Origin of the sequence: Thermocrispum sp., from assembly GCF_002919275.1 — a bacterium.
In the GTDB taxonomy this organism is placed as follows: domain Bacteria; phylum Actinomycetota; class Actinomycetes; order Mycobacteriales; family Pseudonocardiaceae; genus Thermocrispum; species Thermocrispum agreste.
Genome location: NZ_PKFA01000051.1, coordinates 149,624 through 163,086 on the forward strand (window position 1 = coordinate 149,624; position 13,463 = coordinate 163,086).

Genomic DNA, 13,463 nt, shown 5'->3' on the forward strand with positions numbered 1-13,463 from the left:
CGCTGGGCCGATAGCGCCGTCGTGGCCGGCACCACAGCCGAGGCCCGGACTGGCGCGCTCGGATGGGCTGCAGGAAGCCGGCTCGCCCGCGCTGGGAAGCTTTCATCGACGAGGTCCACACCTCGGCGCAGACTCCGAAGCCAGCTGGCTGTGGAACCGAAGCCGGCCGGGCGAGAAACCGAAACCAGCTGGCCGAGAAACCAAAACGGCCGACCAAGAAGTCGGCCGGACGAGAAACCTGGGTGTGCTGTCTGCGCAACTGACGTCAGCCGGTACCAGCGGGGTCGTCGGATCAGAGATCGCCGTGGTGGCCCCATGGCCGGTCGTCACCGGTGAAGCGTCGGCCGTTGGTCCGCCGGGACTCACCTGATCCCGCACTTTCCTCCCGCAAGCGGCGTGCCCGCGAGGACAACGACCCGGCAAGTTCGTCGTCATCCGGCCAATCGCGGAAGATGGACAGCAGGCTGTCCAACCGCGGCGGCTCGGTGCGGCCCGTCGTCGTCCTGGACCGGCCACCGGAGTCGACGGGCTTGTCTGCGCCTGATGTGGGCGAGGTTGGCGACGTCTGCGCCGAGCCGTCCGAGGTCGTGTTCGTGTCGGCCGCACGCAGTTGACGCTCCCCGTGGCCGGTGGTGGTGTCCCGACTGGTGTCCGAGGACGACTTCTGCTGAGCGTGCTTTGCCTGCCAGGAGGAACCGCTCTGGTCGTCCCTGGCCCGCGCAGCGGCAAGCAGCTCGTCGATGATCGACCGCGCCGACGCGGCATCGGAGGCCTCCTTGCGTCCGGAGACCTCTTCTCGTCCGGCGCCGCTCGAAGCCTTCTCTTCCCCGGTGCCGCCCGAAGCCGTCTCGCGGCCCGTGCCGTCCGAGGTGTGCTCGCGTCCGGGAGTGTCCTCACCGGACGCCGCATGCCTCCCACCCGTGCCCGACGCCGCCTCGGCCGGAGGCTCGGACGCCGGAATTCGCGGAAGCATCGACGTCACTTCCTGCGCGCCGGGTGGAGCTGCCTCGCGCGACGAGCCCAGCCTTGGCTGCTCGGCTGCCGCGCCCGCCAGGGACGACGTGGGGTCGGCGCCGGACCCCACCCCGGAGGCCGTCTCCGTCGCCGAGGAATCCGCCGTCGAAGCTCCCGGCGTCGACGACTCCGGTGCGCGCCTTCTTCCCCCCGTACCGACCTTGACTCCCAGCCGCTCCAACACCGACCGGGCGGCCGTCCCCCCTTCAGAGCGGCGGTGCCGCGGCGTGTGCTCCGGCTCCCGGTGCTCTTGCGTGCCGCCAGCAGCTGTCTCCGCGGCCTTGCCAGCGGGGGTTTCGGAGACGTTCCCACGTCGCGGGCCGGTGCCCTGCTCCCCATGCGCACGATGCGCCGACGACGCGTTCACGGGCTGCTGCGACGGCCCGAGCGCGGCAAGCCAGGGCCGGAGTGGCGTCGCCTCGCCTGCCGAGCCGCCTGCGGTGCCGGTGCCGCCACCGCCCGCTTGCGCCGGCTCTGCCGCGCTGCTGCCCTCTCCCCCGGCTCCGCTGCCGGCAAGCCGCAGCGGAGGTCGGCCGTGCTGCTCGCTGCGGTGGAGTGTGGGATCGAGGTCCTTCGGCAGCGAGATGGTCGGCAGGTTCAGCAACGGCAACGTGACCTTCGGCTCCGCCTTCGCGCCCTGCGCCGACGCTCCAGGGTCTTTCGCCGAGCCACTGCCTGACGTCTCGGCGGCCGGCTCGGCACTGCCGTACTTGCGCGGCAGCTCGGAAGCTGCTTTCGACGCCGCCGACGGCAACGAAGCCACCTTCGGCTCCGTGGCCGCCGTCTGCCCCGTAGCTGCCGCCTGCCGAGCCTTGGGCGCGGACAGGCCGGAAGGCGCCGATGCCCGATCCGCCCCAGTCGCGTGGGCAGACGGCTTCTCCTGCCCCCTGGCACCGCTGTCACGCGCCGAGGGAGGCTCCCCCATGCCCAGCAGCTGAGCCAGATCAACCACGCTCTCCTCGCCCCGGCCGAACTCACCGGTCAGCGCGTTGATGGCCTGTCGGCGGGCCCGGCCGTACACGTGCTCGCACCGGCGGGCCTCCCGGGCAGCGTGAAGGGCGGACCGCTCGCGGCCTGCGGCCTCCTCGACGTGGGACAGCTCGAGCCACAGCCGGGCCTCGATCCAGGTGAGGTCGTAGCGTTGCACGCTGTGCAGCGCGTCTCGCACCAGCCGCCCGGCCGCCTCGGCCTCCCCGGCGGACAGATGCAGGCGGGTCGCCAGGGCGAGCCTCAACCAGGCCAACGGCCCCACCGCGGCGGCGCGTGCCGGTCGAGACAGCACACGCTGCGCGATGTCCATGGCCCGCCGGTTCTCGCCACGGTCCAGCAATGCGCACGCCATGTCCAGTACGACCCGGGCCCGCAGCTGCATGCCGTCGTGTGCCTCGGAATCCAGCCCGTCGAGCAGGTCCAAGGCGCGCTGTCCGGTGTCCAGCGACGCGGCCAGGTCACCGTGCCGCCGCTGATGTGCCGCCGTCCTGCTGGCCACCATGGCCCGTAGCAGGATCCGGTCGACGTCCGGCAACTGCGCGTCGGAGCGGATCAGCCTGTCGGCCTCGGCGAGCGCTCTGTCCATGAACGACTGCCTGCCCACCGGCGCCATGCACCCCACGAGCTGCATCAGCGCCAGCGCCCGGCACACCGCAGGCAGATCGCGTTGGCTGAGGACGGGCCGGAGCGCGGCCAGCCCGGTCAGCGGGACACCGGCGCTGCGCGCACACACCGCCAGCTCCACTCGCATCTGCGCCGCCAGCTCGGCGTGCCCGTCGGCTTCGGCGGTGCGCAGCACCGTGACCGCCCGGTGCACCACGTCCGGCCGCTGCCCCATCCGCATGCGGGCGAACACCGACAAGCCCTCGGCGTTGACCCACAGGTGCTCCGAGCCTGCGGCCTCGGCGAGTGCCGCCGCCCGCTCGCCGAAGACCAATGCCAGCTCCGGGGCACGGAACCGCAACCGCGTTCCGTGGTCGAGCAGCCGCTCGGCGGGGGTGACATCAGGCCTGATGGCCGACAGTGCGGAGGTGCCTGCGCCGATTCGGCCTACCGCTTCGTCACGCGGGTATCCGGCAACCCCCCGCTCATCGTGCATACCTGCAGCCACAAGGCCTCCGGTGGTTGTCGGCGACGGTCGCTGGTCAGTCGCGCGTCAGCTTCCGGTACGTCACCCTATGCGGACGGGCTGCCTCAGGACCAAGCCTTTCGATCTTGTTCTTCTCGTACCCCTCGAAGTTGCCCTCGAACCAGAACCACTTCGCCGGGTTCTCCTCGGTACCTTCCCAGGCCAGGATGTGAGTCGCCACTCGGTCCAGGAACCACCGGTCGTGCGAGATCACCACAGCGCAACCGGGGAACTGCTCCAGCGCGTTCTCCAGCGAGCCCAGCGTCTCCACGTCGAGGTCGTTGGTCGGCTCGTCGAGCAGGATGAGGTTGCCGCCCTTCTTCAGCGTCAGCGCGAGGTTGAGCCGGTTGCGCTCACCACCGGACAGCACGCCCGCGGGCTTCTGCTGGTCCGGCCCCTTGAAGCCGAAGGCGCCGACGTAGGCCCGCGACGGCATCTCGGTCTCGCCGACGTGGATGTAATCGAGGCCGTCCGACACGACTTCCCAGACCGTCTTGTTCGGGTCGATGCCCTCACGCGTCTGGTCGACGTAGGACAGCTTGACCGTCTCACCGATGCGGACCGTCCCCGAATCCGGCTTCTCCAGCCCGACGATCGTCTTGAACAGCGTTGTCTTCCCGACGCCGTTCGGCCCGATGACACCGACGATGCCGTTCCGCGGCAAGCTGAACGACAGCCCGTCGATGAGCACCCGGTCGTCGAATCCCTTGCGCAGGTTCTCCACCTCGACGACCACGTCGCCCAGGCGCGGGCCGGGCGGGATCTGGATCTCCTCGAAGTCCAGCTTGCGCTGGCGCTCCGCCTCGGCGGCCATCTCCTCGTAACGCTGCAGGCGGGCACGGGACTTGGCCTGACGCGCCTTGGCGTTCGACCGGACCCACTCGAGTTCCTTCTGCAGCCGCTTGGCCAGCTTGGCGTCCTTCTTGCCCTGGATCTCCAGCCGCTCGCGCTTCTTCTCCAGGTACGTCGAGTAGTTGCCCTCGTAGCCGATGACCCGGCCGCGGTCCAGCTCCATGATCCACTGGGCCACGTTGTCCAGGAAGTACCTGTCGTGCGTGACGGCCAGGACCGCTCCCGGATAGCTGGCCAGGTGCTGCTCCAGCCACTGCACGCTCTCCGCATCCAGATGGTTGGTGGGCTCGTCCAGCAGCAGCAGGTCCGGCTTGGACAGCAGCAGCTTGCACAACGCGACCCGGCGGCGCTCGCCACCCGACAGGTGCTTGACGGGTTCGTCCGGCGGCGGGCAGCGCAGCGCGTCCATCGCCTGCTCCAGCTGTGAATCCAGCTCCCAGGCGTCGGCGTGGTCAAGCTCCTCCTGGAGCTTGCCCATCTCCTCCATCAGCTCGTCGCTGTACTCGGTCGCCAGCTTCTCGGCGATCTCGTTGAACCTGTCGAGTTTGACCTTGATCTCACCGAGGCCTTCCTCGACATTGCCGCGTACCGTCTTCTCCTCGTTCAGCGGCGGTTCCTGGAGCAGAATGCCCACGCTGGCGCCCGGCTGCAGGCGTGCTTCGCCGTTGCTCGGCTGTTCCAGGCCGGCCATGATCTTCAGCACGGTCGACTTGCCCGCGCCGTTCGGCCCCACGACGCCGATCTTGGCCCCTGGATAGAACGCGGTGCTGACGTCGTCCAAGATCACCTTGTCGCCGACCGTCTTGCGCACGTTGCGCATGGTGTAGATGAACTCGGCCATCTGTCAGACTGCCCCCGCCCCGCTCGTCCGAGCACGTCGTACCGCTGTAGTCATGAAGTCTGATGGTAGAGGCGGCGTCCTCGCGGTCGTTCGGCGGCCGTCGGCTGCCGAAGCTCCGACCGGGCCCGCCAGACGGGTGACCTCGATGTCCGCCTGATGCACGACGCTGTCCTTCCGATCGTCTCCCCTACGCTGCCTGCGCTTGTGCACTCGGATGCCCTTCGCCGAGACGAAGCCTGCGCACCTCGGCAACCGCCCTGGTCAGATTCGGTCCGACCGCGTAGGCGTCCAGCTCCGTCGCGTACCGCGTCTTGCCGCCGTCCTCGTACTCGCGCGTTCGCAGCCGGCCACACACGATCACGTCGTCCCCTTTCGACAGCGACATGGCGACGTTGCGAGCCAGTCGGCGCCAGCAGGTGACCCACACCGAGAACTTGCGTCCGTCGACCCAATCGCCCAGCGACTTGTCGAACTTGCGCTCGGTGCTGATCACCAGGAATCCGGCCATCTCGTTGCCTTCACCGACGGCGCGCCGCTCGACGTCGGTAGCCACTCGACCGTTGACGGTCACCACCGTCTCACCCGTTGCCATCTCCCCCACTCCTTGATCCGGCCTGGTCCGTACTCAGACTGCGGCAATGGGACGACTCGACCCAGCTCGCGACCGAACAGCTGTGGACAACCGGTGCCTGTGGACAACTCCAGCGGCTACTGCGCGTCGTTGGTCTTGCCCGCCATGCGCGCCAGCATTGCGTTGTACGCGGCCAGCTCCTCGTCGGTGTCACCCGCCCGGCGCGCCCTCCGCTCCGCTCGCTGCGCTTCGCGCTCGTCGGCCTGCGCCCACTGGACCATCAAGGCGACAAGCACGATCAACGCGGGAATCTCGCCGAAACCCCACGCGATGCCGCCGCCGAGGCGTTGATCGGTGAGCAGATCGGTGACCCAGGGGAGCCTCAGCTGGGCGTAGAACTGCTCGCCGATGACCGTTTGCGAGCTCATCAGGATGACGCCGAAGAAGGCGTGGAACGGCATCGACAGGAACATGATCCCGAGCCTGCCGAGCGGCATCAGCCTGCGCGGTGCCGGATCGACCCCGATCAGCGGCCAGAAGAACAAGTACCCGGCCAGCAGGAAGTGCGCATTCATGGCCAGGTGCGCCCAGTGGTACTCGAGCGCGACGTCGAACAAGCCGGAGAAGTAGAGGAGGTAGAACACCCCGACGAACTGCAGCATGGCCACGATCGGCTGGGTGAGGAACCGCGCGACCGGTGAGTTCACCGCGGCGAGCAGCCATTCCCGGGGACCGGGCGGAGCGCTCTTCCCGGCCGGAGGCAAGGCGCGCAGGGCCAGCGTCGTGGCACCGCCGAGGACAAGCAGCACCGGCGCCACCATGGACAGCAGCATGTGACCACCCATGTGCACGCTGAACATCGCCGGCGAATAGCGCCCGATGCCGGACGAGGTCGCGATCAGCAACGTGGCGCACCCGGCGAGCCATGCCACGGTGCGCCCCACCGGCCAGTGGTCACCTCGCTGGTGCAACCGCCGCACCCCGGCCAGGTAGAGGACGGCGAGAACGATCGCTGCCGTTCCGAAGACGAGGTCGAAGCGCCAGTCGAACAGCAACCGCCACACCGTCGGCGGGCCGCTCAGGTCGTAACCGACAAGCAGTTCGACTCGGCCCGGGACGGCCGCTTCGTCCGGGCTCGGCGTACGGCCGAGCGCGGCGGCGATGCCGAACGTCAGGCACATCACGAGGATCTCGACGCCGGCCAGCTGCAGCAGCGGCCGCCTGGTGCCGGTTTCCTGGAGTGCCCGGACCCCGCGAACCCGTTGCTGCTGACCGAACACCCCGAGCACCCCCAAGGCGACGATCTTGGCCAGCAGCAACAGGCCGTAGGTGGTGCCGAACAGCTCTGCGGGGGTGACCCGGACCAGGCCGTTCACCACACCCGAGGCCGCCATGACGATCCAGCAGACCAGCGCGAGCCGGGAGAACCGCCTGGCCGCCAGCGGGAGGTTGGTGCTGCCTCGCCTGCCGAGCGCGACCAGGGCGATCAAGCCGCCCACCCACAGCGCGGCGGCCACGAAGTGGTAGAGCAGGCTGTTGGTCGCCACGTCGTGGTCACCGCCGGTCGCAGAGTGCCCGGTGAGGGCGAGCGGCACCAAGCCGAGCAACGAGAACCCGAAGAGAGTGGCCGTCCACCCCCAGGTCAACGTCAGGTGGCAGCCGACCGCCACGATCAGTGCCACGCAGGCGGTGATCAGCCACGCGCGCGGCACGGAGAGGGCCTCGACCAGGACGACGAACACCTCCGGGTCGAGTACCTGCTGCACCGGACGGCCTGCGCTCTCCGCGGCACTGAAGAACGAGCTGGCCAGGGCGAAGACGACCCAGAGCCACGCGGCAACGCCGGCGGTCCGCACGGCACCGTACCCGTCAGCCGCGAGGACGCCCGATCGCTGCGGCGGGACCAGGAACGCAGCCAGCAGCAACGACCCGATGACCACGACCGCGGACACTTCCGCCAGCAGCCGCACGACCGTCACCCCATAGGTCGTCAAGGGACCGGGATCGCGCAGACCAGTGATCCCGGAGAGGTTGGTGCCGCCCGTCTGCAGGAGCAAGACCACCGCAACGAGCACAGCCAGCAGGCTTCCCAGCATCACCAAAGAGGTGACCCCGGAAACCTTGCGCTTGGTCGTCGACTGCTCCGTGGGCACGGATCGAAGCCTAGGCCCACGCCACCACGGGTGGACGCGCGGGCGTACCACACAATGCCGCGGAACACACGCGCGAGCGCGCAAATTGTGGACAGCTCGACCGATCTTGCGAGTTGTCCACAGATTCGTCCGCGTCCCGCCGCACCGGCAGTGATCATGCGAGGGTTGATCGCGGAAAAACCTCTGGGGGAGGAAACCATGATCCGCAGCATGATCATTCACGCACGGCGTTCATTGGTCGTCGCAGTCGGCATCTGTGCCGTGCTGGGTGCCGGCCTCACATCGGCGGGGTCCGCCGACGCAGCTCAACGGCCCGCGCTGGCAGCGAGAGCGGTGGCCGAGGAGCAATGCGACCCCGGTGAATTCTGCAGCTGGGAGAAGCAGAACTATCAGGGCGGCGTCCATCGCATCGATCTGCTCAGCGCCAACCCCGACGAGTGCGTTCCGCTGCCGGACGACCACGACGCACGCTCGTTCGTCAACCGCATGCGCCAAGCCGTGACCGTGTACCAGGGCAGGGATTGCTCGACCGAAGGCGAGTTCTCCACCTACCCCGGAGGCGGAACGTACGTTCCGCAGACTCGCTTTGTCGTGCGCGCTGTCCAGGTGTGGGAATGAGGCCGGGCAGCGACGGCCGTCAGGTCGATTCGGCGAGAGCTGCCAGTTTGTTCAACGAGGCGAGCAGGTTCTCCTCGGTCGTTCTGCGCGCCCGGCTCAGCCGCTTGGGGTCGTTCAGCTGCGTCCAGTCGTAGGTGTGCGTGACGCGGGTGCGCGACTCACCCAGGGGCTCGAGCTCCCAGCGCCAGAGGTGACCCGGCGGTTGCTTGCCGGGCTCGGCGGGACGCCACGCAATCCGGCGGTTCTCGACGAACTCGACGACGTGGTTCTCCCGCACGCCGCCGCTGGTCAGGTGCATCAAGAAGACATCGCCGACCCTGGCGACGCGTTGCTCGCTGCCTGCTCGGGACAGGTTGCTGTTGCCGTCCCATCTCGGTTGCTGTGTGGGGTCGGCAATCAGGTCGAACAGCTTCTCGGCACTCGCGGCGACCTCGCGGCTGGCAGTCACGATGTGCGACTCTGCGGCGTCGGAACCAACGGCGTCAGAAACCATGCGCACATCGAAGCACTGTCGTGTGCACCGCCGCTACCACATTCAACGCATCGGCAGTCCACGAAGGCACTTGGGCGTCCGCCGTGCAAGGACGCCCCCAGTCTCCGCAGCGCGAGGACGCCCCCCCCCGGTCACCGTCGGCGATCGGGCCGCATCAGCGCAACTGCGGGGCGACCTCGCTGGCGATCAGCTCGATCTGATCCAGGTCGTCCAGCTCGAGCATCTGGAGGTAGACGCGTGAAATTCCGGTCTTGTCGCGCCACTGACCCAGCTGGTCGACGATCTCCGCCGGTGTGCCGGCCAGTGGGTTGCCCACCAGGTCCTCCGGCGAACGGCCCAGCGCCTCGGCCCGCCTGGCCACGTCGGCGCTGGTCCGTCCGATCACCAGGGTGTGGGCGAGCGATCGCACCATCTCCGAGGGGTCGCGGCCGATGTCGTCGCATGCCTGCGCCACTCGCTCGAACTGACGGGAGGCGGTGTCGGCGTCGACGAACGGCACGTTGAACTCGGTGGCGTACCTGGCGGCCAGAGCCGGCGTGCGGCGCGGCCCCGTGCCACCCATGATCACCGGGATCCGGCGGCCCGGTTTCGGCAGCGCCGGGGAATCAGTCACGGTGTAGTGCTTGCCCTGGAAGGAGAACGTCTCGCCTTCCGGGGTGGCCCACAAGCCGGTGATGATCTCCAGCTGCTCTTCCAGGCGGTCGAAGCGCTCCTTGACCGACGGGAACGGGATGCCGTACGCGGTGTGCTCGGCTTCGAACCACCCGGCACCGATCCCGAACGCGATCCGTCCGCCGGACATGACGTCGGCCTGGGCGACCGCGATGGCCAGCGGCCCCGGCAGCCGGAACGTCGCCGACGTGACCAACGTGCCGAGGGCGATCGTCTTGGTCTGCACCGCCAACGCCGACAGCGTGGTCCACGCGTCGGTCGGTCCGGGCAGACCCGAACCACCCATCGTCAGGTAATGGTCGGAACGGAAGAACCCGTCCAGGCCGGCTGCTTCGGTAGCCTGAGCCACCCGCAGCAAATCGCTGTACGTGGCGCCTTGCTGCGGCTCAGTGAAGATCATGAGGTCCACGGTCGCGATGGTAGCCGTCGTGGCGTGCGAGCCGGTGAAGGGAGCGCACCCGACGACATGACGGAAGCTTCCATCGGCTGGCGTTACGTGGCGTACCAGGCCTCGGTCGATCTGGTGCCGTTCTATCCGCTCTACGCGGTGCTCTTCGCCGACAGCGGGTTGTCCGAAGCCGACATCGCCGTGTTGTTGACCGTGTGGATGGTGGCGGGCTTGCTGCTGGAGGTGCCTTCCGGGGCGCTGGCCGACACGCTGTCCCGGAGACGGCTGCTGATGGCGGGAACGACCATCCGCGCGATCGGCTTCACCTTGTGGGTCGTGTGGCCGACCATGCTCGGCTTCGCCATCGGATTCGTCCTGTGGGCGTTGGAGGAGGCGCTGAATTCCGGCACGTCGGAGGCCCTGCTCTACGACGAGCTTGCCGCCGTCGGCGCGGAGGACAACTACCAACGCTGGGCGGCGCGCACCCACACCGCGGCGCTGGCGGCGCAGCTCGTCGCCACGGTTTCGGCCGCGCCCCTGTTCGCGTGGGGCGGTTATGCGCTGATCGCCGCGGTCTCCGCCGGTGCCGGGCTGGTGGGCGTCGCCTTGATCGCTTCGATGCCCGAGCGGCCGCGGGTGGAAAAGGTCGACGGCGGTTGGCGCCGGTGGGTGTCCATGTTGCGGTCGGGCACGGGCGAGGCAAGCCGCTCCCCGTGGGTGCGGCGTCGCGTGCTGATCTACGCCGTGCTGGTCGGGTGCACAGCACTGGACGAGGCGTTTCCGTTGCTGGCCGTCGAGGTCGGCGTCGCGACCGCGCTTGTTCCCCTGGTGATCGGCGCGACCGTGCTCGGGCAGCTCACCGGGTCTGCTTTGGGTGGCCGCCGGATGAGCGACCAGCCGCTCGCCCTGGTGCTGTTGATCGCGACGGCGATGATCGTGGGTGGGGCGCTGGCCCGGTCGGTGTGGGGTTTCGTGCCGATCACACTCGGATACGGTGCCCTCCAGTACGGCATCGTGCTTGCCGACGCCAGGCTGCAGGAGTCGGTGGAGGGTCCGGCGCGAGCCACGGTCACCTCGGTCGCGGGCCTCGGGGCAGGGTTTGCCGCCCTCGCCGCTTACGGACTGTGGGGTGTCGTCGCCGAGAACTATGACAACGGGTTCGGCGTGGGCACCATCGCGCTCTTCCTGTTGCCCGCCGTGCTGCTGCTCGCGCTCGGTCGACCCGCTCCCAGCACGCGCTGATCCCAGCACCGCTGACAACGGTTCGAATCTCAACCGAACAGAACTGTTCCCCGGTTCTTGGTGCGAGCCGTCCTGATCACAACGGCGAGAACCACTCCTGCGATGGCGGCAAGGCTGACGGCAGCGACCCCGGTGTCCGTGGTGGCAACGGCTATCCAGGCGAAGGCCCAGCAGACGGCGACGGCGAATCCGACGATCGCGGGCAGCCACAACACGCCCGCAATGACGAGCACGGCCGTCACCACGAGCGCGGCGACCGCCAAGGTAGGCGAAGGCGCAGTGGCAACCGCCGCCAGCGTCGTTCCCGCCCCGGCAACCGTCGCGATGGCGACCCAACCCAGGTAGAGGGTGATCGGCAAGCGCAGCAACAGCCGGTCCGCCCAGCCACCGCCGGGAGCCCGCACCTTGTCGGCGGCGAAGGCGAGGGACAACAGCAAGGCGACGATCGCCAGCTGAGCGAGGACGAACTGGCGCTGCGTGAACAAGACGATCCAGGCCGCATTGAGCACCCCTGCCGCGACCAGCCACCATCCCGATCGACGATGCACCGTCCGGGCACGCTGCCGCGGCAGCACCTGCCGGACGGCCAAGACAAGGAACGCGGCGTAGATCAACGACCAGATGGAGAATGCAGCGCCCCCTGGTTGTAGAACCGTCGGATAGGAATTCGCCACGGAACTGACCGACTCACCCAGCAAGCCCATTCCACCGACGATCCCGCCGGCGATCTGCAGCACGCCAGCCACAACGACGGCACACGCGCGGACGGTGTCCGCTCTCGTCGGGCTCGATGTCGGCACGTTCACTGGCACCTCCTGGCAGGCCGAATGTCGCCTGGGAATACCACCAACGCCGAACTGCTATCCATCGGGACCAGCGAGGGCTCAGAGCTTCCGGTGGATCACACCCGCGCACGCACACGCGCTCGACGACACTTCCGGCGAAGTGCGCCATCCAATGTCTTCGCCGGTTTTCGGCGAAGTACCTCCTCCCATGCCTTCGCGCCATTGCCTGCCGCGACGAAGGCGACGGCACACCGAGCCGTGCAGCTGCACGGTTTGCGCCCGGCTGCGAAAAATGAGCCGAGCTGCGGGCCCGTGCGTAGGCTGATCGTCATGGCCAAGAAGTCGTTCGAGCGTGACATGAATTACATTCCTGACCGCATCACCAAGAACGCGCGCGTTCCGGAATACGGACCGGTCAAGGGCGAGCTCTGGCCGGTGGAGCCCGGCCGGTACCGGCTGATCGCGGCGGCTGCCTGTCCGTGGGCCAACCGCACCTTGATCGTGCGCAAGCTGCTCGGTCTCGAGGACGTCATTTCGGTCGGCATGCCCGGCCCGACTCACGACGAACGCAGCTGGACGTTCGATCTCGACCCGGACGGCCGTGACCCGGTCCTGGGCATCGAACGGCTGCAGGAGGCGTACTTCCGCCGCTACCCGGGCTACCCGCGCGGCATCACCGTGCCGGCCATTGTGGACATCCCGACGGGCCAGGTGGTGACGAACGACTTCCCGTGGATCACGCACGACTTCTTCTTCGAGTGGAGCGACTACCACCGGCCGGACGCGCCGAATCTGTGGCCGGAGGATCAGCGGGAAGAGATGGAAGAGGTGATGCAGCGGATCTTCGTCGGAGTGAACAACGGGGTGTACCGATGCGGGTTCGCCGGATCGCAGGAAGCCTACGACGAGGCGTACGACCTGCTCTGGGAAACCATGGACTGGCTGGAAGAGCGGTTGGCCGATCGGCGATACCTCATGGGTGACTCCATCACCGAGGCCGACGTGCGGCTGTTCACCACGCTCGTGCGGTTCGACGCGGTGTATCACGGTCACTTCAAGTGCAATCGGAACAAACTGACCGAGATGCCGGTGTTGTGGGCGTATGCGCGTGACTTGTATCAGACGCCGGGGTTCGGGGAGACGGTCGACTTCGACCAGATCAAGAAGCACTACTACGTCGTGCACAAGCACATCAACCCGACGCAGATCGTCCCGAAGGGACCGGACCCCAAGGTGTGGCTGACCCCGCACGGGCGAAGTTAGGCCGCCCGGGAGCCGAGCACCGACCGCGAGAAGACATCAGGCCACCGCGAGCCAGGGTGCCGCGCCGGCTGGGCACCGGACCATCGGACCGACCGCGAGCCGAGCGTCGGCACCGGAACCGGCAATGCCGGACCGCCGGACCCCGGCCGGTTCCGGACCGAGGCACCGGGCCGATCACGGGCCGAGGCAGCCGACCGGCAACGGGCCTGACCGAGCGGCCAACCACGAAACACGACGCCGAACCTGTCGCGAGCCGGCACCGACCGGACCTACGCCACCAGGTCGACCGGGTTGAAGCACCGGACCAACCTGACCGAAGCACCGGGTCGGTCGCGGGCCAGGATTCGGTTGCGGGCCGTGGCAGCCGGCCGACGACGAACGGAAGAGCAAACGGCCGAAACCCACGGGAACCGCGCCTGTCGCGCACCAGGCTCCGACCACGACCCACAACA

The 13,463-nt window shown here is 68.5% G+C and carries 10 protein-coding genes; 3 read left to right on the top strand and 7 right to left on the bottom strand.

The features are described 5' to 3' along the window. Positions 1 to 292: 292 nt before the first annotated feature. The 4 genes from CXP56_RS12430 to CXP56_RS12445 form a co-directional block, all read right to left on the bottom strand. Positions 293 to 2,968, bottom strand: a complete 2,676-nt coding sequence (locus tag CXP56_RS12430; RefSeq protein WP_156899078.1) for a hypothetical protein — start codon at positions 2,966 to 2,968, stop codon at positions 293 to 295. Positions 2,969 to 3,149: 181 nt separating this feature from the next. After that, the gene (ettA, locus tag CXP56_RS12435; protein WP_028846316.1) at positions 3,150 to 4,826 is read right to left on the bottom strand and encodes an energy-dependent translational throttle protein EttA; all 1,677 of its coding nucleotides are present in this window, start codon (positions 4,824 to 4,826) and stop codon (positions 3,150 to 3,152) included. A gap of 187 nt (positions 4,827 to 5,013) precedes the next feature. Next, a complete protein-coding gene (gene ssb / locus CXP56_RS12440; RefSeq protein WP_051309573.1) occupies positions 5,014 to 5,418 on the bottom strand; it encodes a single-stranded DNA-binding protein in 405 nt (134 codons plus the stop codon). A 116-nt stretch (positions 5,419 to 5,534) separates the two neighbouring features. Further along, positions 5,535 to 7,493, bottom strand: a complete 1,959-nt coding sequence (locus tag CXP56_RS12445) for a bifunctional copper resistance protein CopD/cytochrome c oxidase assembly protein (protein ID WP_286901238.1) — start codon at positions 7,491 to 7,493, stop codon at positions 5,535 to 5,537. 213 nt (positions 7,494 to 7,706) lie between these two features. Between CXP56_RS12445 and CXP56_RS12450 the strand changes: the two genes are divergently transcribed. Then, positions 7,707 to 8,168: a peptidase inhibitor family I36 protein gene (locus tag CXP56_RS12450; protein WP_245566528.1), complete on the top strand. Its 462-nt coding sequence runs from the start codon at positions 7,707 to 7,709 to the stop codon at positions 8,166 to 8,168. Positions 8,169 to 8,187: 19 nt separating this feature from the next. On the opposite strand, the gene CXP56_RS12455 is transcribed toward CXP56_RS12450, so the two are convergent. Together CXP56_RS12455 and CXP56_RS12460 are read right to left on the bottom strand one after the other, a co-directional pair. Continuing rightward, positions 8,188 to 8,616, bottom strand: a complete 429-nt coding sequence (locus CXP56_RS12455; RefSeq protein ID WP_245566527.1) for an SRPBCC family protein — start codon at positions 8,614 to 8,616, stop codon at positions 8,188 to 8,190. Positions 8,617 to 8,815: 199 nt separating this feature from the next. After that, positions 8,816 to 9,742, bottom strand: a complete 927-nt coding sequence (locus CXP56_RS12460; RefSeq protein WP_028846312.1) for an LLM class F420-dependent oxidoreductase — start codon at positions 9,740 to 9,742, stop codon at positions 8,816 to 8,818. A gap of 57 nt (positions 9,743 to 9,799) precedes the next feature. Between CXP56_RS12460 and CXP56_RS12465 the strand changes: the two genes are divergently transcribed. Beyond that, the gene (locus CXP56_RS12465) at positions 9,800 to 10,963 is read left to right on the top strand and encodes an MFS transporter (protein WP_286901213.1); all 1,164 of its coding nucleotides are present in this window, start codon (positions 9,800 to 9,802) and stop codon (positions 10,961 to 10,963) included. Positions 10,964 to 10,992: 29 nt separating this feature from the next. On the opposite strand, the gene CXP56_RS12470 is transcribed toward CXP56_RS12465, so the two are convergent. After that, positions 10,993 to 11,700, bottom strand: coding sequence for a TspO-related membrane protein (locus CXP56_RS12470; protein ID WP_245566526.1), 708 nt, complete (start codon positions 11,698 to 11,700; stop codon positions 10,993 to 10,995). Positions 11,701 to 12,078: 378 nt separating this feature from the next. On the opposite strand from CXP56_RS12470, the gene CXP56_RS12475 reads away from it, so the two are divergent. Beyond that, complete coding sequence (locus tag CXP56_RS12475) at positions 12,079 to 13,011, top strand: glutathione S-transferase family protein (protein WP_051309567.1); 933 nt, start codon at positions 12,079 to 12,081, stop codon at positions 13,009 to 13,011. The last annotated feature ends 452 nt before the right edge of the window (positions 13,012 to 13,463 follow it).

Excerpts from the sequence above, each read along its gene's own strand:
- CXP56_RS12475 (WP_051309567.1), top strand. The coding sequence starts at position 12,079 with ATGGCCAAGAAGTCGTTCGAGCGTGACATGAATTACATTCCTGACCGC.
- CXP56_RS12465 (WP_286901213.1), top strand. The coding sequence starts at position 9,800 with ATGACGGAAGCTTCCATCGGCTGGCGTTACGTGGCGTACCAGGCCTCG.
- CXP56_RS12450 (WP_245566528.1), top strand. The coding sequence starts at position 7,707 with ATGCGAGGGTTGATCGCGGAAAAACCTCTGGGGGAGGAAACCATGATC.
- ssb (WP_051309573.1), bottom strand. The coding sequence starts at position 5,418 with ATGGCAACGGGTGAGACGGTGGTGACCGTCAACGGTCGAGTGGCTACC.
- CXP56_RS12445 (WP_286901238.1), bottom strand. The coding sequence starts at position 7,493 with ATGCTGGGAAGCCTGCTGGCTGTGCTCGTTGCGGTGGTCTTGCTCCTG.
- ettA (WP_028846316.1), bottom strand. The coding sequence starts at position 4,826 with ATGGCCGAGTTCATCTACACCATGCGCAACGTGCGCAAGACGGTCGGC.